This is a genomic window from Constrictibacter sp. MBR-5, from assembly GCF_040549485.1.
Lineage (GTDB): Bacteria > Pseudomonadota > Alphaproteobacteria > JAJUGE01 > JAJUGE01 > Constrictibacter.
Genome location: NZ_JBEPTK010000006.1, coordinates 285,613 through 303,712 on the forward strand (window position 1 = coordinate 285,613; position 18,100 = coordinate 303,712).

Genomic DNA, 18,100 nt, shown 5'->3' on the forward strand with positions numbered 1-18,100 from the left:
AGCTCTAGCATAAGCGCCGCACCGCGTCATCGGAGGGCGCGTGCGGCCGCCGAAGACCGCGGAAATACGGGAGCGCTGCCATGAAGATCACCAAGGTCGAGACCATCTGGATCAGCATCCCCTTCGACCACGGCGGCCCGGCGAGCGGCTTCGGCGGCAAGGTCTGGCGCGACCTCGGCACGCTGCTGGTCAAGGTCGAGACCGACGCGGGCATCACCGGCTGGGGCGAGGCCTTCGGCTACAACGCCATCCCCTCGACCCGTGCCGCGATCGAGAGCATGGTGGCGCCGCTCGTCATCGGCCGCGACCCGCTCGCCATAACGCCGCTGATGACCGAACTGCAGAAGACGCTGCACATCTTCGGCCGCTACGGCCAGACGATCTATGCCCTGTCCGGGCTCGACATCGCGCTCTGGGACATCGCGGCGAAGGCGGCGGGCGTGCCGCTGCGCCGGCTGCTCGGCACCGGCGGCGACGACCCCCTGCCCTGCTATGCCAGCCTGCTGCGCTACGGCGACCCGGCCATCGTCGCCGAGCGGTCCGCCGCCGCGGCGGCCGAAGGCTACCGTTACATCAAGCTGCACGAGACGACGGTCGAGGCGGTGGCCGCGGCGCGCGACGCCGTCGGACCCGACGTCGAGATCATGGTCGACACCAACTGCCCCTGGACGCTCCAGGAAGCGCTCGACATGGCGCGCCGGCTGGAGCCGCAGCGGCTCTACTGGCTGGAGGAGCCGATCTGGCCGCCCGAGAACTTCGCCGGTCTCGCCGAACTGTCGCGCCGCGCGCCGATGCCGATCGCGGCCGGCGAGAATGCCTGCACCGCCTGGCAGTTCCAGGCGATGCTGGAGGCGCGCGCCGTCGCCTTCGCCCAGCCCAGCGTCACCAAGGTCGGCGGCATATCCGAGTTCCGGAAGGTCCAGGCCCTGTGCGAGACGCACAACACCGCCTGCGCGCCGCATTCGCCCTATTTCGGGCCGGGCTTCCTCGCCACCATGCAGCTGGTCGCCGGCACCGGCACCCCGGTCGAACGCTTCTTCGGCCGGCTGGAGGCGAGCCTCTATGGCGACCTGGTGGATGCGCGGGACGGCTGGCTGCGCGTCGCCGATGTGCCCGGCGTCGGTCCCGACCCCGATCCGGCCGTGATCGCACGGTATCGGGTGGAATAGCCGCTCGGTAATGGAGCGTATCAATCGACTATAAACTGCCTCCAATTTGCCCTAAACTGATCACGTTCCGTGCTCCTCAGATCGACACGGTCGCGATGCAGAAGGTCTTCGACCTCGCCAAGCTGGTAGCCGAGCCCGGCGGCTTTCCCGCCGTCGCCCAGGTTCTCGACCTCGTCGACACCGCCGCCTGCCTGATGGACGCCGAGGAACGGATCAAGGGCTGGAACCGCTGCTACGAGCGCTTCTTCCCCGAGCATATCGGCCGCCTGACGCCCGGCCTGACCTATGCCGAGAACCTTGAACGCTTCTTCTCGCACAACGTCACCTTCAGGAGCGAGGAGCAGCTGCGGGAGAAGGTCCAGGCGGGACTGATCAGGCACCGTGGCCAGACGCAGCCCTTCTTCTTCCAGCTCCGCGACGGCCGCTGGCTGAAGTCGCAGAACCTCTGGCTTGACGACGGCGGCTGCATCAAGCTCTGGACCGACGTCACCGAGGAGCACAACGCCCGGTTCGCCGAGCGCGGCCTCGCCGAAGCGATCGCCCACTACGACCTCGGCTTCGCCCTTTTCGACAAGAACGGCTGCTTCGTCCTGGCCAACCGTGCCTACTCGAACCTGTTTCCCTATACGCCCGACCTCTTCCATCCGAAGACGACCTACGCCGAGCACCTGCTCCGGCACGCACGCCACAGCTGGGACGAGGTCGAGGCGGAACGGCTGTCGGCGCTCGCCGGCCGGCCGGTGCCCCTGACCGCGGCGCTCCGCGGCGCGGCGGTCTTCCGGATGAAGAACGGCGGCTGGATGCGGCTGGAGGAGCACGTCACGCACGAGGGCGGGATTGCCTCGCTCTGGATCGACATCACCGAGATCCACGAACTCGACGAGACCAACGCCCGCCTCGCCGCACAGACCAGCGACCTGCGGCGCCTGGCCCAGGAGCTGCGCGAGGCCCGCGACGCCGCCATCGCCAGCCAGATGCGCGCCGAGCAGGCCAACCGCACCAAGTCCGGCTTCCTGGCGATGATGAGCCACGAACTCCGCACCCCGCTGAACGCGGTGATCGGCCTCTCCGATGCGATGCTGCACGAGATCTTCGGGCCGATCGAGAACCCCCGCTACAAGGACTACGCCCACGACATCAACGCCGCCGGCCGGCATCAGCTCGACCTGATCAACGATCTCCTCGACCTGTCGCGCATCGAGGCGGGGCGGCTGCCGGTGCGGCTTGAGCGGATCGATCCCGCGACAGTGGTCGAGGAAGCCTCGGCGATGCTGACGCCGCTCGCCGAGGAGCGCGAGATCGTCTTCGAGGCCCGGATCGACGATCGTCTCGACAGCATCACGGCCGACCGCCGGGCGCTCGTCCAGATCGCGGTCAACCTGCTCTCCAATGCCGTGAAGTTCACGCCACCCGGCGGACAGGTGCGTCTCGCCCTCGGTCCTGCCGCCGCCGGCGGCTTCACGCTGACGGTCGCGGATACCGGCATCGGCATGACCGAGGTCGAGGTGGCGCGCGCCTTCGAGCTCTTCGTGCAGATCGACAATGCCTGGACCCGCCAGCAGGAAGGCACCGGCCTGGGCCTGCCGATGGTCAAGGGCCTGGTCGAGATGCACGGCGGGACGGTCCGGATCGACAGCAGCCCGCACCACGGAACCACGGTGACCGCGGAATTTCCCTGTCAGCGCGCCGCCAACGCCGCCTGACCGCCCGGCTGCCCGCGCCGTTCAGCCGAGCGACATGCCGCCGTCCACGTGAATGGTCTGACCTGTCACATAGGCCGCGTCGGGTGACAGGAGGAAGGCGATGACGCCGGCGACCTCGGCGGGATCGGCGAGGCGCCCGAGCGGAATCCCCGCTGCGATCTCCGCCCACTTCTGCGGCGAGAGCGCCGTGTGCGCCCCGGCATCCTTCCTGACAAAGCCGGGCGAGACGCAGTTCACCGTCACCCCGGCCGGCGCGAGTTCGGCCGCGAGCGACCGGGCCAGCGTCTCCATGGCGGCCTTGGCCGCCGCCGTCGACGGAAAGCGATAGCCGTGCGCCGGAAACCGGTGCGCCCCGAAGGCGCTGACCGCCACCACCCGGCCCGCACCGGACGACTCCAGGCTGGGCCGAGCCGCGCGGATCAGGTGGAAGAAGCCTTCTGCGATCGCGGCGAAGGGTCCGCGAAGCCCGTCTTCGGGCAGCTCGGCAAGGCTCCGACGATCGGCGAAACCGGCATTGCTCACCAGCCAGTCGAGACCGCCGAACCGCTCCACCGCCGTCCCGACGAGGTCGGCGGCGGTCTCGGGCGCGGCGAGATCGCCATAGGCCAGCGCGGTCTCGGCACCCGCCGCGCGAACGGCGGCTGCCGTTCGCTCCAGCCCCTCCCGGTTGGCGCGGGTGTGGAGCAGGATCCGGACGTCCCGGCCCGCGATGCGGCGCGCAACGGCAGCACCGATCCCCGATGCCGCGCCGGTGACGAGGGCCACCGTCACGGGCGGCGCTCCGCGCTCAGTCTTCCAGATAGTAGTGGCGGATCGGCTTCATCTTCTCGTCGAGTTCGTAGACGAGCGGCACGCCGGTCGGGATCTCGACCTTCGGGATCTCCGCGTCGGACACCTCGTCCAGATACTTGACCAGGGCGCGCAGGCTGTTGCCGTGCGCCGCGATCAGCACGCGCTTGCCCTGGGCGATCTGCGGCGCGATCTCGCCGACGAAATAGGGTTCGACCCGCGCGATCGTGTCCTTCAGGCTCTCCGCCAGCGGAATCGCCTTGGGCGGCAGCATGGCGTAGCGGCGGTCGGCGCCCGGCCAGCGCTCGTCGCCCGGCTCCAGCGCCGGCGGCGGCACGTCGAAGCTGCGCCGCCAGATGAAGACCTGCTCCTCGCTGTGCTTCTGTGCCGTCTCGGCCTTGTTCAGGCCCTGCAGCGCGCCGTAGTGTCGCTCGTTCAGGCGCCAGTCGCGCACCACCGGCAGCCACATCCGGTCCATTTCGTCCAGGATGGTCCAGAGCGTGCGGATCGCCCGCTTCAGCACCGAGGTGTAGCAGAGGTCGAAATCGAACCCGGCCTTCATCAGCGCGCGCGCGCCCTTGCGCGCCTCGGCGACGCCGGCCTCGGTGATGTCGACGTCCTTCCAGCCGGTGAAGCGGTTCTCCAGGTTCCACTGGGACTGCCCGTGCCGGACCAGAACTAGCTTGGTCATCCTATCGTCCATGATCTTCGCTGCGACGGCCGACCATACCGGTTGCCGCGCCCGTGCGAAACATTGCGGTTGGGTCTGGCCGGAATCGAGAAGGCCGCCCGGATGTCGGGCGGCCTTCGAACATCGCGACGCGGTTCGCCGCGCCGTCCGATTACTTCCAGGCGGGCTTGCCGAGATTCACGTCGTCCTTGTCGGTGACGGCGCCCGCGACGGCACCCGCCGCGCCGCCGATGAGCGCACCGCCGACCAGGCTCCCGCCGGCCAAGCCGCCGACGAGCGCGCCGCCTGCCGCGCCCAGTCCGGCACCCGAAAGCGCGCGCTCACCCGAAGAGTTGCCGCAGGCGGCGAGAGACAACGCCAAAGCCGAGACGAGAACCGAAGTCTTGAGAAGGCGAGGCATCTATCATCTCCACAATCAATCCGCGCCCGGCTGCGTCCAACTGCTGCCGGCATGCCGCGTCAACGCCGCCTTCCTGCTGTTGTTCCGTCGCTGCGTATTTGCGGCCCGGATCGACCCTCCACCCCTCTGCCTGTCTGCGGCCGCCACGCCTGCCATCAATGAAGCGTGCCCAGAGCAGCGTCGATCTTTTCAGTCGGCCCGTAAGCCGTCATGGTCTCGGCAGGAACCGCGGACATCTCACGAAAGGATGCGCACGGCATGTCGGACTTTCTCACCGGCCGGAGCAGCTCGGCCATTCCCCTGACGGTCGTGACGAGCGGCCAGTATGACGGGTGGCTCGAGGCGCAGCCGGCAGGGGTCCGGGCTTGGCTCGATGCCTCGGCATTCAAGGGCAAGCCGGGCTCGGTGGTGCGGATACCCGACGCGGAACGCGGCGTATCGCAGGTCGTCGTCGGCGTGGAGGACCCCGCGTCTCCCTGGAGCTACGGAGACCTGCCCGCGCGGCTCGAGAAGGGCACCTATCGCCTGGACCGGGATCTTTCGGCGCACGCTGCCACCCAGGCCACGATCGGCTGGGGCCTCGGAACCTATGCATTCGACCGCTACAAGCGGCGCGACAAGGCGTTCGCGACCCTGGTCTGGCCCGAACAGGCGGACCGCGACCATGCGCTTCGGACGATCGAAGCCGTCTTCCTCGCCCGCGACCTGATCAATACGCCCGCCAACGATCTCGGCCCCGCCGAACTGGAGGATGCCGCACGCGCGCTCGCCAAGAAGCACAAGGCGAAGTTCAACACCATCGTCGGCGACGACCTGCTGAAGCAGAACTACCCGACCATCCACATGGTCGGCCGCGGCAGCGTCCGGGCGCCCCGCCTGATCGACATCCGCTGGGGCAAGGCGGGCGCCCCGCGCGTGACCCTGGTCGGCAAGGGCGTCTGCTTCGACACCGGCGGCTACGACCTCAAGCCGTCGTCGGGCATGCTGAACATGAAGAAGGACATGGGCGGTGCCGCGAACATCCTGGGGCTCGCGCACATGGTCATGGCGGCGAAGCTGCCGGTCCGGTTGCGGGTGCTGATCCCGGCGGTCGAGAACAGCGTGTCGGGCAACGCGATGCGGCCGCGCGACATCGTCAAGACGCGCAAGGGGCTGACCGTCGAGATCGGCAACACCGACGCCGAGGGCCGTCTCGTCCTGTGCGACGCGCTCGCCGACGCCGACGACGAGAAGCCGGATCTGGTCATCGACTGCGCCACCCTCACCGGCGCGGCCCGCGTGGCACTCGGCCAGGACCTGCCGGCCCTGTTCTGCAACGACGACGATTTCGCCGCCGGCCTCACCGCGCATGGCGGCAGCGAGGCCGACCCGATGTGGCGGCTGCCGCTGTGGGACGGCTACCGCAAGAACCTCGACAGCGACATCGCCGACATGAACAACGTCTCCGAAGGCGGCTTCGGCGGCGCGATCACCGCCGCCCTCTACCTCCAGGCCTTCGTCTCCAAGGAGACGAAATGGGCGCACGTCGACATGTTCGCCTGGAACCAGGGCAACCGCCCCGGCCGGCCGAAGGGCGGCGAGGCCCAGTTCATCCGCGCCGCCTTCGGCTATCTGCGCGAACGGTATGCATGAGACGGCGGCGCGCGCGCCACAGCGCGCGTCCGCCTAAATAATCGGCAGTTCCGCCCGCGCATAAGCCCACACCTCGCCCGCTCCGGCCCGTAGACGGGCTGGCATGCCGCTTGCGGTAATCCTCCGGCAAAGAAGGCCGGAACGGGAGACTGGCGGAATGATGCGGAACGTGCGGACGAAGACGGCGCGGGCGGCGGTCGCCGCCGCGGTCCTGGTGCTCGCGGCGGGCGGCGCCCAGGCGCAGGAGAAGTTCAGGGTCGCGGCCGACGTGGGCTACGCGCCGCATGTCATGGCGAAGCCGACGGGCGGCGTCGAAGGCATGAACATCGACATCGGCGAGGCCATCGCCAAGAAGATGGGCATGCAGCTGGAGGTGATCGACCAGCAATGGTCCGGCATCTTCGCCGGCCTCAACGCCAAGAAGTACGACATGATCGTCGCCCCGACGACCATCACCGAGGAGCGCGCCAAGTCGATGCTCTTCACCGAGGGCTACTTCGAGAGCGAATACCAGTTCGTCATCAAGAAGGGCGCACCGCAGGTCACCTCGCTGGACGACCTGAAGGGCAAGGTCCTGTCGGTCAACAAGGGCAACCTCTACGACAAGTGGGCGACCGAGCGTGAGCCGCAGTACGGCTGGACGGTCATGCGCTTCGACAAGAATGCCGACGCCATCGCAGCGGTCATCGCCGGGCGCGCCACCGCCAACATGGCGGGCTCCACGGTCGGCGGCTGGGCCGCGAAGCAGAACCCGATGATCGTTCCGTCGACCCTGATCATCTCCACCGGCCTGGTGTTCGGCATGGCCTTCCGGCTGGACGACGTCGCGCTGCGCAACAAGGTCGAGACGATCATGGAGTGCCTGAAGAAGGACGGCACCATCGCCGCCGCCTTCGAGAAGTGGACGGGTCAGAAGCCCGGCCCCGACGCCGTGGTCCACACGATCGACCCGGGCTTCGGTGCGAAGGGCTTCAACGGCTACGACCCGACCCCGCACGAGGTGAAGTGCGGCTGATCCGGCCGTAGCGCGTCACCGGGGCGGCACCGCCGCCCCTCCCTCCCCGGGGCGGCCGGCGGCCCCCCCTTCCCTTCCATCGCAGTGGACGGCTGGTGCCGAGCCGGCCGATCGGGTGCCTCACGTGGTCCGTACCCAGCCGATCGTCGACATCCAGGATCTGCACAAGTCGTTCGGCCAGCTCGAAGTGCTGACCGGCGTCGACCTGGACGTGCTGCCGCAGGAACTGGTCTTCATCATCGGGCCCTCCGGGTCCGGCAAGAGCACGCTTCTGCGCTGCTGCAACCGCCTGGAGGAGCCGACGAGCGGTAGCATCGCCGTCGACGGCATCGACATCCTGTCGAGCAAGGTGAACATCAACAAGGTCCGCCAGCGGATCGGCATGGTGTTCCAGTCCTTCAACCTCTACCCGCACATGACGGCGCTGGGGAACGTGACCCTGGCCCTGCGGAAGGTGGCGGGACAGGGCCGCAAGGAAGCCGAGGACCGCGGCCGCGCGGCACTCGACCGCGTCGGCCTCTCCGAGAAATACGACGCCTATCCCACCGAACTCTCGGGCGGCCAGCAGCAGCGCGTGGCCATCGCCCGCGCCCTGGCGCTCGAACCGAAGGTGATGCTGTTCGACGAACCGACCAGCGCGCTCGACCCCGAGCTCGTCGGCTCCGTGCTCAACGTGATGCGCGAGATGCGCCGGGAGGGCATGACTATGGTCGTCGTGAGCCACGAGATGCGCTTCGCCCAGGAGGCCGCCGACCGGGTGGTCTTCATGAACGGCGGCAACATTGTCGAACAGGGTCCGCCGGAGCAGATCTTCAAGGCGCCGACCCAGGCGCGCACGCGGGAATTCCTCGCGCGCATGTTCGATCACTGAGGCGCGGAGCGCCGCCCGATGGAACAGTTCGCGCACAACTTCTTCAACGTTCCGATCATGCTCCAGTATCTCCCGGAGATGCTGAAGGGCCTGGTCGTCACCCTCGAACTGGCGGCTCTGGTCGTGCTCACCGGCCTGTCGACCGGGCTACTGCTCGCCCTGGGCCGCTCGTTCCAGTTCAAGCCGGCGAATTTCCTGATCGTCGTGCTGGTCGACATCTGCCGGGCCCTGCCGCCGCTGGTGCTGATCATCCTGGTCTACTTCGCCCTGCCCTTCGTCGGCGTGCAGATGTCCGGCTTCGCCGCGGCTTGGCTGGTCCTGTCGCTGGTGCTCGCCTCCTTCTCGGAGGAGATCTTCTGGGCGGGCATCACCTCGGTGCAGAGGGGCCAGTGGGAGGCTTCGCGCTCGACCGGCCTCTCCTTCGTCCAGACGCTGGGCTACGTCGTCCTGCCGCAGGCGTTCAAGCTGACGATCCCGCCGCTGACCAACCGGACCATCGCGGTCACCAAGAACACCGCGCTCGCCTCGGTGGTCGCCGTCGACGAACTGCTGACCCAGGCGGGAACCGCGCAGGCCTATTCGGCCAACACCTCGCCGCTCACCGTCGCCGCGATCGGCTACCTGCTGATCTTCTTCCCCCTGGTGGTGCTCAGCCGCTGGGTCGAAAGCCGCTACGGCTGGAAGCGCTGAGGCCGCCCGATGGACCTGCTGATCCAGAACTTCTTCAACATCGAGATCCTCGTCGTCTCCTGGCCCATGCTGGTCGAGGGACTGAAGATGACGGTGCTGCTGACGCTGTTCGTCGTCCCGCTGGGCTTCTCGGCCGGACTGCTCATCGCCGTCCTCTACAATCTGCGCTACTGGTGGCTGCGCTGGCCGATCGTCTTCTACGTCGACTTCTTCCGCGCGTTCCCGCCGCTGGTGCTGCTGATCTTCGTCTATTACGGCATGCCGTTCCTCGGCGTCGACCTCGACCCGTTCTTCTCGGTCGCCGTCGCTTTCATGCTCAACAATTCGAGCTATTACGGCGAGATCTTCCGCGCCGGCATCGAGAGCATCCCGAAGGGCCAGACCGAGGCGGCGCGCTCGACCGGGCTTTCGGGCTTCCAGACCATGCGCTGGGTGATCCTGCCCCAGGCGATCCGCAACGTGCTGCCCGACCTCGTCGGCAACACGGTGGAGGTGGTCAAGCTCACCTCGATCGCCAGCGTCGTGGCACTGCCGGAACTCCTGCGCATGGCCCGCATCGCCCAGGGCAACATGTACAACCCGACGCCGCTGATCGCCGCGGCGCTGATCTACCTCGTCATCCTGTGGCCGGTCGTCCGCATCCTCAGCCGCATGGAGCGCAAGATGATGGCCGGGCGGTAGCTTCGGTTGCACCGCCGACTTGGCAGGACCATTTCCCTAGATCGGCGCAGCGTCGCCGACCGCTGACGGACATGGTGGAGATCGACATCGACGAGTGAGGCGGCGCGCCGCCCACTGCGCCGCCACCCCCACAAAAACCCATGAAAACCTATCCGCCGCACACCCGGCTGCGCGCACCACCCCCATAAAACCCTACGAAAACCTATCGCGGCGACTCAGCCCACGCCGTAGTCGCGCAGGGCGGCCTCGGCGGTCACGTAGCCGTCGGCGACGTCCTCGCGCACCAGCGCCGGGTCGCGCTCGGCGTGCGGGCCGTAGCCGCCGGAACCGGGCACGTCGAAGATGACGCGCGAGCCGGCGGGCGCGGTGAAGGCGCCCTTGCTCAGCGGGCGCCGGCTGGTGCCGTCGGGATGCTCGACCGTCAGCCGGGCCGGCGATCCGGCCGAACCACCGACGAGACCGAAGGGCGCCGAGACGGTGCGTTCGCAGCAGATCGCGGCGCGCGAATCGTGGTCGAGCACGCGCCAGACGCGGCGCACGCCGCAGCCGCCGCGCCAGCGGCCGGCACCGCCGGAGTCGGGCAGGATCGAATATTCCTCGACCCTGACCGGGAAGCTCATCTCGAGCACCTCGATCGGCGTGTTCATCGTGTTGGAGATCGTGCTGGCGACCGCGTTGATGCCGTCCTTGCCCGGCCGCGCGCCGAAGCCGCCCTTGATGGTCTCGTAGCTGACATAGCGCTCGCCGCTGCGCGGATCGGTGCCGCCCAGCGTCAGCACGGCGGAGGTGCCCTGGCTGCAGGCCATCACGTTGTCCGGAGCGAAGGCGACGCAGGCGCCGAACATCATGTCGGCGATCCGGTGCGACATCTCGTGGTTGGCGTAGACCACGGGCGACGGCGACTGGGCGTGGACCACCGAGCCGGGCTCCGCGACCACTTCGACCGGCCGCCAGCAGCCGGAGTTCGGCGGGATCAGGCTGTTGGGGTCGGCGATCATCTTCAGCGCGCAGAAGACGCCGGACGCCGTGACGGTCAGCGGCGCGTTGATCGGCCCGGCCACCGCGGGGTCGGTGCCGGTGAAGTCGACCCGCAGCCGGTCGCCGGACTTCACGACGTGCATACGGATGGTGAAGGTGCGGTCCTCGGTCTCGCCCGGCTCCAGGATGCCATCGCCGTCGCAGACGTCCTCGAAACGGCCCTCTCCGTCCGGCAGCCGGGAGAGCGCGTCGCGCATCAGCCGCTCGGAATAGTCGAGCACCTCGTCCATGATCCGGGTCAGGGTCGCCGCGCCGTAGCGGGTGGCGAGTTCGCCCATCCGGATCGTGGCGCGCCGGCAGGCGGCCATCTGGGCGCGCAGGTCGCCTCGGCGCTCCTCGGGCGTGCGGACGTTGGCGAAGATAATCGCCTCGATGTCGCGCAGCATCTCGCCGTTGACGGCGAGCCGCACCGGCGGCAGGCGCAGCCCCTCGCCGTAGATCTCGGTGACGGCGCCGTAGCTGCCGGGCGTCGCACTGCCGATATCCGGCCAGTGCGCACGCACGCAGGCGAAGCCCAGCAGGACGTCCTCGTGGAAGGCGGGTGCGACGACGTTCACGTCCGGCAGGTGCGAGCCGCCGAAATAGGGATCGTTGTGGACGAACATGTCGCCCGGCGCGAAGGCGTCGAACGACTTCACCACCGCCCGCACCGCGTCCGGCATCGAGCCCAGGTGGATCGGCAGGTCCGGCCCCTGCGCCACCATCTGGCCTGTGGCGTCGAACACGCCGCAGGAATAGTCGCCCGCCACCTTCAGGATCGGCGAATAGGCCGTCTTGGCGAGGACGACCTTCATCTCCTCGGCGGCGGCGTAGAGCGCGTTCTTGACGACTTCGAAGGTGACCGGGTCAGTGCGGTCCGTGGCGTCGCTCATCGGCTTGCTCCCCTCGCTCATGCCGCCCGCCGGCGCATCACGATGAACCCGTCCCCGTCGATCTCGGTCCGCCAGCCGGGCGGGACGACCAGGGTCGCGTCGACCGACTCGACGATCGCCGGCCCGTTCAGCACGTCGCCGGGGACGAGCCCGTCGCGCCAGCGCACCGGGCAGTCGACGAACCCCGTCTCGCGGAACCAGACGCTCCGCGTCCGGTCGCGTGCCCGGTCGGGCGCCTCGGGCAGATGGCGCAAGCGCAGCCGCTCCAGCGTGCCGACGGCGCTGAGCCGCAGGTTGACCAGTTGCACCCGCTCGGTCGGATTGCTGTGGCCGTAGGTCTCGCGGTGGCGTGTGTGGAAGTCGGCGGCCAGCGCGTCGAGCGCCGCCCGGTCGATGGTTCCGTCGCGCATCGGCACTGTCAGTTCGTAGGCCTGCCGCCCGTAGCGCACGTCCGCCGAGCGGACCAGCGCCCCGCGCTCCGCGCCGAACCCTGCCGTGGTCAGCATGGCGGTGCCGGCCGCTTCCATCTCGGCCATGACCCCGGCGATCCGTGCCGGGTCGACGGTGTCGAGCGGGGCGTAGAGCGTGCGGACATAGTCGCGGCGCAGGTCCGTCGCGACCAGGCCGAGCGCCGAGAAGACGCCGGGCACCGGCGGCACGATGACCTCAGGTATGCCGAGTTCCTCGGCGAGACGCGCGGCGTGCACGGGCCCCGCCCCGCCGAAGGCGACCAGTGCGCAGCCGCGCGGATCGTGGCCGCGCTCGATCGAGACGATGCGCAGGGCGGCGGCCATGTTGGCGTTGACGATCTCGATCACGCCCGCCGCCGCCTCGGCCGTGGTCATCCCGAGCGGCGCGCCGACCTTCTCGCCCAGGGCGCGCTCCGCCGCCGCCGCGTCGATCGGCAGGTCGCCGCCGAGCAGCGCCTCCCGATCGAGATAGCCCAGCACGACGTTGGCGTCGCTGACGGTGGGCTCGGTGCCGCCGCGGCCGTAGCAGACCGGGCCGGGCTCCGCCCCGGCGCTCTGCGGACCGACCTTCAGCGCGCCGCCGGCGTCGACCCAGGCGATGCTGCCGCCGCCGGCGCTGACCTCGGCGAGGTCGATGACGGGCACGCGGATCGGGTGTCCGGTGCCGTGCAGCCAGCGGTTGACGTTGCCGTGGCCGCCGACCTCGTACTCCGGTGTCACCGCGACCTCGCCGCCGGCGATCAGGCTGGCCTTCGCGGTCGTGCCGCCCATGTCGAACGAGATCAGGTCGGGCCGGCCGAGCTGCCGGCCGATCAGCGCGGCGGCGACGACGCCGGCCGCCGGGCCGGACTCGACGGCCATCGCCGGCATGCGCAGCGCCTCCGCCGTCTCGAACACGCCGCCGCTGGACCCCATGACGTAGAACGGCGGCAGGCCGAGCGCCCCCAGCGCCGCCTCCAGCCGCTCCAGATAGGAGCGCAGGATCGGCGCCACATAGGCGCAGACCGCCGTCGTGCTGGTCCGCTCGAACTCGCGGATCTCGGGCAGCACCTCGCTCGACAGGTAGACGGGGATGTCTGGCAGCAGGGCCCGCAGCCGCTCGCCCACGCGCCGTTCGTGGGCATCGTTGAGAAACGAGAAGAGCAGGCACACGGCGACGGCCTGTACGTCCGCGGCGCGGATCTCTGCGGCGATCGCCTCCAGCCCGCTCTCGTCGAGCGGCTCGACCACTTCGCCCGCCGCGCCGATGCGCTCGGCGACCTCGAACCGCAGGCGCCGCGGCACCAGCACCGACGGCGGGTCCTGGAACAGGTCGTAGAGGTCGGCCCGCGCCGAGCGCCGCAGCTCCAGCACGTCGCGGAAGCCGCGCGTCGCGATCAGCGCCGTCCGGCCGCCCTTGTTCTCGAGCAGGGCGTTGGTCACCACCGTGGTCGCATGGGCGACGAGGCTCACGGCACTCGGTGCGACCCCCTCCCGCGTGATGGCGGCCTGCACGCCTTCCACCACCGCCCGGGAGAAGTCCCGGGGTGTCGTCAGCACCTTGGCGAGACGGATCCGCCCGTCGGCCTCGTTCACCAGTGCGACGTCCGTGAACGTGCCGCCGATATCGACCCCGATCCGCCAACCCATGCCGCAGCCCCCGTCCGGTTCGGCGTCCAGTCTGGGCAAGCCTGCGCAAAAACGAAAGGGGAGCGGTGACACCGCCCCCCTTTCCGGCCGCTACGGCCTTGGGAGGGTTACCACTCCGTCCAGATCGGATTGAGGCCGGCCTTGGTGAGAACGTCGGCGCGGACCTTCATCCAGCCCTTCTCGAAAGTGTCCGCGTCCTTGGCGTTGGCGACGTGATCCTTCCAGGCGTCACGCAGGAGCTTCTCGCGCGCCAGCAGATCCGCCTGATGTTCCTCCTCGGCGGCCTTCCAGATGCCCTTTTCCTTGTAGTATCGGATCGCACCCGGATGGAACGGCAGTACCCAGCTGAGCACCTGCCTGTCGAGCGCCCAGCCCCTGGCACCGGGGGCGGAGTCCTTGTACTCGGGGTAGAGTTCGTACATCGCCGCGGTCATCTGATAGACCATCTCCTCGTCCTGGCTCTCGTAGCCGATGAGGATCGGATAGGGGTAGCTGGCAGCCTCGAACGGTTCCTTGATGCCGGCGCCTTCGCTGCACATCGACTTGAAGAAGTAAGGCGCCACCGCGTGCATCCGCTTCCAACCCGCCTCGTCATCGTGAGGCACCGGAGCGTAGTAGTAGCCACGCGGGCCGGCGGCGATCTTCGTCGCAAAGCCGGAACTGGTGATGGTGATGGCGCCGTCCACCTGCCCTTCGACGACGGCGTCCATCGAGGCGCCGTATCCGCCGAATTCGACGGTCTTCACGTCCGACCATTCCAGGCCGGCGAAGCGCAGATAGGCATAGACGTTCTGGTTCAGGGCCGGTGCCCCCTTCACCACCGGCAGGCGCTTGCCCTTGAGGTCCTTGTAGCTGGTGATGCCGAGGTCGCCGGCCAGCATCAGCGTGTTGCACGCGTCGGAGTTGGACATCGACAGCATCCGTAGCGGCTGCGGTCCCCAGTCCTTCTGGCCGAAGGTGAACACGGCCTCCAGCGCTTGGTAGCCACCGATGCCGAAGGCGGAGAAATCGACCTTGTTCTCCCGCAGCGGCACCAGCCGGGAGACGTCGTTCTTTCCCGGGAGTACGCGGAGCGTGATGTTCTTCTTGTTCTTCAGCGCCGCACCGATCGCGACCGCCTGATTGTAGCCGGACGAGCCCACGTCGTAGGCCGTCCACGCCATCGTCGACGGCAGGTCCTTCGCGAAGGTCCCCCCGGCGATCGTCAATCCGGCAACGAGGCTCGTGGTCAACAACGCGTACCGCATCTTCGCACCTCCTCTGTCGATCGTTGTTGTTGGGAGGAGTTTTCTCCTCCGAAAGCAGAACGGCCCCGCGGCGGGACGCCGTGGGGCCGTTCTGTCGTCAGCGGCGCATCGCCGCCTACCAGTCGCGCCAGACCGGCAATTCCTTCGCCTTCTCCAGGGCGGAGACGCGGGCCGATTGCCAGCCTTTCACGAATTCCTCTTCCGGGCGGCCCTTCGCCTCGGCCGCGTAGGTCTTCCACGCTTTCGCCAAGACATCCTGGCGCGCGAGGTTCGCCTCGTTGTTGGCCTGATGTGCGTCCGTCCACATTCCGGCCTCCTTGTAGTAGCGGACGGCGCCCTCGTGGACCGGAACGACCCAGTCGAGCCTCTGATTGTCACGGCGCCAACCGTCGGCGCCCGGCGCCGCATCCTTGTAGGACTCGTACAGGTCGAAGATGGCCTTCGTCATGGCATAGGCCGTGTCGGCGTCCATGTGGTCGTAGCTCATCAGCACGGGATAGGGGTAGGTCGCCGCTTCGAGCGGCTTCTCCTTGCTGAGCCCGACGCCCTCGGTGCAGAGGTGCTTCACGTAATAGGGTCCGGCTTCCATCAGGCGCTTCCAGCCCGCTTCGTCGCCGTGCGGCGCGCCGGCGAAAGTCGCACCGCGCGGGCTCGCTTCGAGCTTGCGCACATTCCCGGTGATCGTCGACCCGAACGCCGCATCGGCCTGGTTGTTGACGATCGAATCGGCTGCGGCGGTCGCGCCCGGAAAGTCGACCCTGATGACGTCGTCCCACTCCAGGTCGGCGAAGCGCATATAGACGTAGAGATTGTAGTTGAGGCCGGGCGCACCACGGATGATCGAGACGCGCTTGCCCTTCAGGTCGTAGGCCGTCTTCACGCCGAGATCCCCCGCGGCGTAGGGCACGAGGCAGTAGTCGCCGAGAGACATCGCCACCGTCCGCAGCCGCTGCGGCCCCCAGTCGGGGTGCGCGAACTCGAAGACGCCCTCCTGCGCCATGTAGGTGCCGATCCCATTGGCGGCGAAGTCCGCCTTCTTGTCGCGGACCGGGACCAGCCGAGACAGATCGTTCTTGCCGGGCAGCACGCGCAACGTGATGCCCATCTGGTTCTTGAGAGCGCTGCCGATGGCGACCGCTTGGCCATAGCCGCTCGACGTCGTCTCGTAGGCGGTCCACGCGAGCGTCCGCGGCAGGCCGGCGGCCCCCGCGGTCCCGGCGACGAAGGTCGACAGGGCGAGCGCAAGCGCCCCACCCAGATGGTGCGAATTCAGCGACATATCTCCTCCCGCGGGCTCCGTTGTGGCTGGAGCTTCCTTCTCAATCGCAGGATGATCGCCCCCGCCAGCCCCCGGAGTCAAACCACCCCCGGGCCCCATCCGGAAGCCCGACTTGCGGCAATGACGCGGGACGCCTAGCTTTGCCGCATCCAACAGTCGGAGACCGCACGTGCTCGAAGGCAAGCGCATCCTCCTGGTGATCGCCGGAGGCATCGCGGCTTACAAGAGCCTCGACCTGATACGGCGCCTGCGCGAACGCGGGGCGTCGGTGCGGTGCATCCTCACCAAGGGTGGTGCCGAATTCGTCACGCCGCTCGCCGTCGCCGCGCTCAGCGAGGAGAAAGTCTATCAGCACCTGTTCTCGCTGACCGACGAGAACGAGATGGGCCATATCCGCCTGTCGCGCGAAGCAGACTTGGTCCTGGTGGCGCCGGCCACCGCCGACATCATGGCCAGGATGGCAGCCGGCATCTGCGACGACCTGGCGACAACGGCCCTGCTCGCCACCGACAAGCCGGTGATGGTCGCCCCCTCGATGAATGTCATGATGTGGGGCCACCTCGCGACGCAGGCCAATCTGGCGACGCTGGAGAAGCGTGGCGTGCTGCGCGTGGGGCCGGGCTCCGGCGACCTCGCCTGCGGCGAAGTCGGTTCCGGCCGCCTCGCCGAGGTGATGGACATCGTCCGGGCCGTGGAATCCTTCTTCGACGCGTCCGCTGGCCCCCGCCCCCTCTCCGGGCGCCGGGCGATCGTGACCAGCGGACCGACATGGGAGGCGATCGATCCGGTCCGCTACATCGCGAACCGATCCTCGGGCAAGCAGGGCCACGCCATCGCTGCGGCGCTGGCGAAACTCGGCGCGGAGACGGTTCTGGTCTCCGGACCCAGCCGGGAACCCGATCCTCAGGGCGTGAGGGTGATCCACATCGAGTCCGCACGCGAGATGCGCGACGCCTGTTTCACCGCACTGCCGGCCGACATCGCCGTCTGCGCCGCCGCCGTTGCCGACTGGCGGCCGGCAGAGGCCGCCGGCCAGAAAATGAAGAAGAACGGCGATGCCCCTGCACCGCTCGCCCTGACCGAGAACCCGGACATCCTCGCCAGCCTGTCGCAGGCGGAGAACCGACGCCCGCGCCTGGTCGTCGGGTTCGCCGCGGAGACGGAGAACGTCGTCGCCTATGCCCAGGCGAAGCGCGCGCGGAAGGGCTGCGACTGGATCCTCGCCAACGACGTCGCGCCGGGTACGGGCACCTTCGGCGGCGCCAGCAACACCATCCATCTGATCACCGCCGAAACCGTCGAGGACTGGCCGACCATGTCGAAGGAAGCGGTCGCCGGACGCTTGGCGGAGCGTATCGCGGCCGCCTTCGGCAGGCCGGCGTGACGCCGGTCGCCGTCGAGGTCGAAAGGCTGGACCATGCGCGCGACCTGCCCCTGCCGGCCTATGCGACGCCGCAGGCGGCCGGCATGGATCTTCTCGCGGCCGTCGACGCTCCCGTCCATCTCGCGCCCGGCGCGCGGGCGCTGATCCCCACGGGACTTCGCATCGCCCTCCCCGAAGGCTATGAGGCTCAGGTTCGGCCGCGCTCCGGCCTTGCGCTGCGACACGGGGTCACGGTGCTGAACAGCCCGGGCACGATCGACGCCGACTATCGGGGCGAGATCGGCGTCATTCTCGCGAATTTCGGCGAGACGGCGTGCACCATCGACCGGGGAATGCGCATCGCTCAACTCGTCGTGGCTCCCGTTTCCCATGTCCGGTGGGTCGCGACCGAAACGCTCGACGAAACCCCGCGCGGCCAAGGTGGTTTCGGATCGACCGGGTTTCGCTGACTTACGTCGGCAGAAAGCGCCTGAGGCGCTTGCACCGCGCGGCTTCCGCACCATAATCGCCGCCCAAGACTGGACATATCCCCTTAGCGCC

At 68.8% G+C, this 18,100-nt stretch carries 16 protein-coding genes; 9 read left to right on the forward strand and 7 right to left on the reverse strand.

Features of this window, described 5'->3' with window-relative positions; all coding sequences use genetic code 11:
• The first annotated feature begins 80 nt into the window (after positions 1-80).
• Both ABIE65_RS15310 and ABIE65_RS15315 read left to right on the forward strand, forming a co-directional pair.
• A complete protein-coding gene (locus ABIE65_RS15310) occupies positions 81-1,169 on the forward strand; it encodes a mandelate racemase/muconate lactonizing enzyme family protein (RefSeq protein ID WP_354078797.1) in 1,089 nt (362 codons plus the stop codon).
• A 95-nt stretch (positions 1,170-1,264) separates the two neighbouring features.
• Positions 1,265-2,872 (forward strand): PAS domain-containing sensor histidine kinase, encoded by a 1,608-nt coding sequence (locus ABIE65_RS15315; protein WP_354078799.1) that lies wholly within the window; start codon positions 1,265-1,267, stop codon positions 2,870-2,872.
• A 21-nt stretch (positions 2,873-2,893) separates the two neighbouring features.
• Here ABIE65_RS15315 and ABIE65_RS15320 read toward each other — a convergent pair whose 3' ends face one another.
• From ABIE65_RS15320 to ABIE65_RS15330, 3 genes are all read right to left on the reverse strand, one after another.
• Positions 2,894-3,643, reverse strand: a complete 750-nt coding sequence (locus tag ABIE65_RS15320) for an SDR family NAD(P)-dependent oxidoreductase (protein ID WP_354078801.1) — start codon at positions 3,641-3,643, stop codon at positions 2,894-2,896.
• Positions 3,644-3,659: 16 nt separating this feature from the next.
• Complete coding sequence (gene gpmA / locus ABIE65_RS15325) at positions 3,660-4,352, reverse strand: 2,3-diphosphoglycerate-dependent phosphoglycerate mutase (RefSeq protein WP_354078803.1); 693 nt, start codon at positions 4,350-4,352, stop codon at positions 3,660-3,662.
• A gap of 151 nt (positions 4,353-4,503) precedes the next feature.
• A complete protein-coding gene (locus ABIE65_RS15330; RefSeq protein ID WP_354078805.1) occupies positions 4,504-4,752 on the reverse strand; it encodes a YMGG-like glycine zipper-containing protein in 249 nt (82 codons plus the stop codon).
• Between the two features lie 258 nt (positions 4,753-5,010).
• Here ABIE65_RS15330 and ABIE65_RS15335 point away from each other — a divergent pair, with 258 nt between their 5' ends.
• From ABIE65_RS15335 to ABIE65_RS15355, 5 genes are all read left to right on the forward strand, one after another.
• On the forward strand, positions 5,011-6,384 hold the full coding sequence (locus ABIE65_RS15335) for a leucyl aminopeptidase family protein (protein WP_354078807.1): 1,374 nt from the start codon (positions 5,011-5,013) through the stop codon (positions 6,382-6,384).
• Positions 6,385-6,541: 157 nt separating this feature from the next.
• Positions 6,542-7,399: a transporter substrate-binding domain-containing protein gene (locus ABIE65_RS15340; RefSeq protein WP_354078809.1), complete on the forward strand. Its 858-nt coding sequence runs from the start codon at positions 6,542-6,544 to the stop codon at positions 7,397-7,399.
• A gap of 124 nt (positions 7,400-7,523) precedes the next feature.
• Positions 7,524-8,270: an amino acid ABC transporter ATP-binding protein gene (locus ABIE65_RS15345; protein ID WP_354078810.1), complete on the forward strand. Its 747-nt coding sequence runs from the start codon at positions 7,524-7,526 to the stop codon at positions 8,268-8,270.
• Positions 8,271-8,288: 18 nt separating this feature from the next.
• Positions 8,289-8,960: an amino acid ABC transporter permease gene (locus ABIE65_RS15350; RefSeq protein WP_354078812.1), complete on the forward strand. Its 672-nt coding sequence runs from the start codon at positions 8,289-8,291 to the stop codon at positions 8,958-8,960.
• 9 nt (positions 8,961-8,969) lie between these two features.
• Positions 8,970-9,641: an amino acid ABC transporter permease gene (locus tag ABIE65_RS15355; RefSeq protein ID WP_354078813.1), complete on the forward strand. Its 672-nt coding sequence runs from the start codon at positions 8,970-8,972 to the stop codon at positions 9,639-9,641.
• Positions 9,642-9,856: 215 nt separating this feature from the next.
• Here ABIE65_RS15355 and ABIE65_RS15360 read toward each other — a convergent pair whose 3' ends face one another.
• The 4 genes from ABIE65_RS15360 to ABIE65_RS15375 form a co-directional block, all read right to left on the reverse strand.
• A complete protein-coding gene (locus tag ABIE65_RS15360; protein WP_354078815.1) occupies positions 9,857-11,551 on the reverse strand; it encodes a hydantoinase B/oxoprolinase family protein in 1,695 nt (564 codons plus the stop codon).
• 17 nt (positions 11,552-11,568) lie between these two features.
• Positions 11,569-13,650, reverse strand: coding sequence for a hydantoinase/oxoprolinase family protein (locus tag ABIE65_RS15365; RefSeq protein WP_354078817.1), 2,082 nt, complete (start codon positions 13,648-13,650; stop codon positions 11,569-11,571).
• A gap of 107 nt (positions 13,651-13,757) precedes the next feature.
• Positions 13,758-14,897 carry a TAXI family TRAP transporter solute-binding subunit gene (locus ABIE65_RS15370; protein WP_354078818.1) on the reverse strand — a complete coding sequence of 380 codons (1,140 nt, stop codon included), beginning with the start codon at positions 14,895-14,897 and terminating at the stop codon, positions 13,758-13,760.
• 115 nt (positions 14,898-15,012) lie between these two features.
• Complete coding sequence (locus ABIE65_RS15375; protein WP_354078820.1) at positions 15,013-16,176, reverse strand: TAXI family TRAP transporter solute-binding subunit; 1,164 nt, start codon at positions 16,174-16,176, stop codon at positions 15,013-15,015.
• 169 nt (positions 16,177-16,345) lie between these two features.
• On the opposite strand from ABIE65_RS15375, the gene coaBC reads away from it, so the two are divergent.
• A complete protein-coding gene (gene coaBC / locus ABIE65_RS15380) occupies positions 16,346-17,560 on the forward strand; it encodes a bifunctional phosphopantothenoylcysteine decarboxylase/phosphopantothenate--cysteine ligase CoaBC (RefSeq protein ID WP_354078822.1) in 1,215 nt (404 codons plus the stop codon).
• Entirely contained in the window at positions 17,557-18,009 is a 453-nt protein-coding gene (dut, locus tag ABIE65_RS15385; protein ID WP_354078824.1) for a dUTP diphosphatase, read from the forward strand. Before coaBC ends, dut begins: the two co-directional genes overlap by 4 nt.
• Positions 18,010-18,100 lie beyond the last annotated feature (91 nt).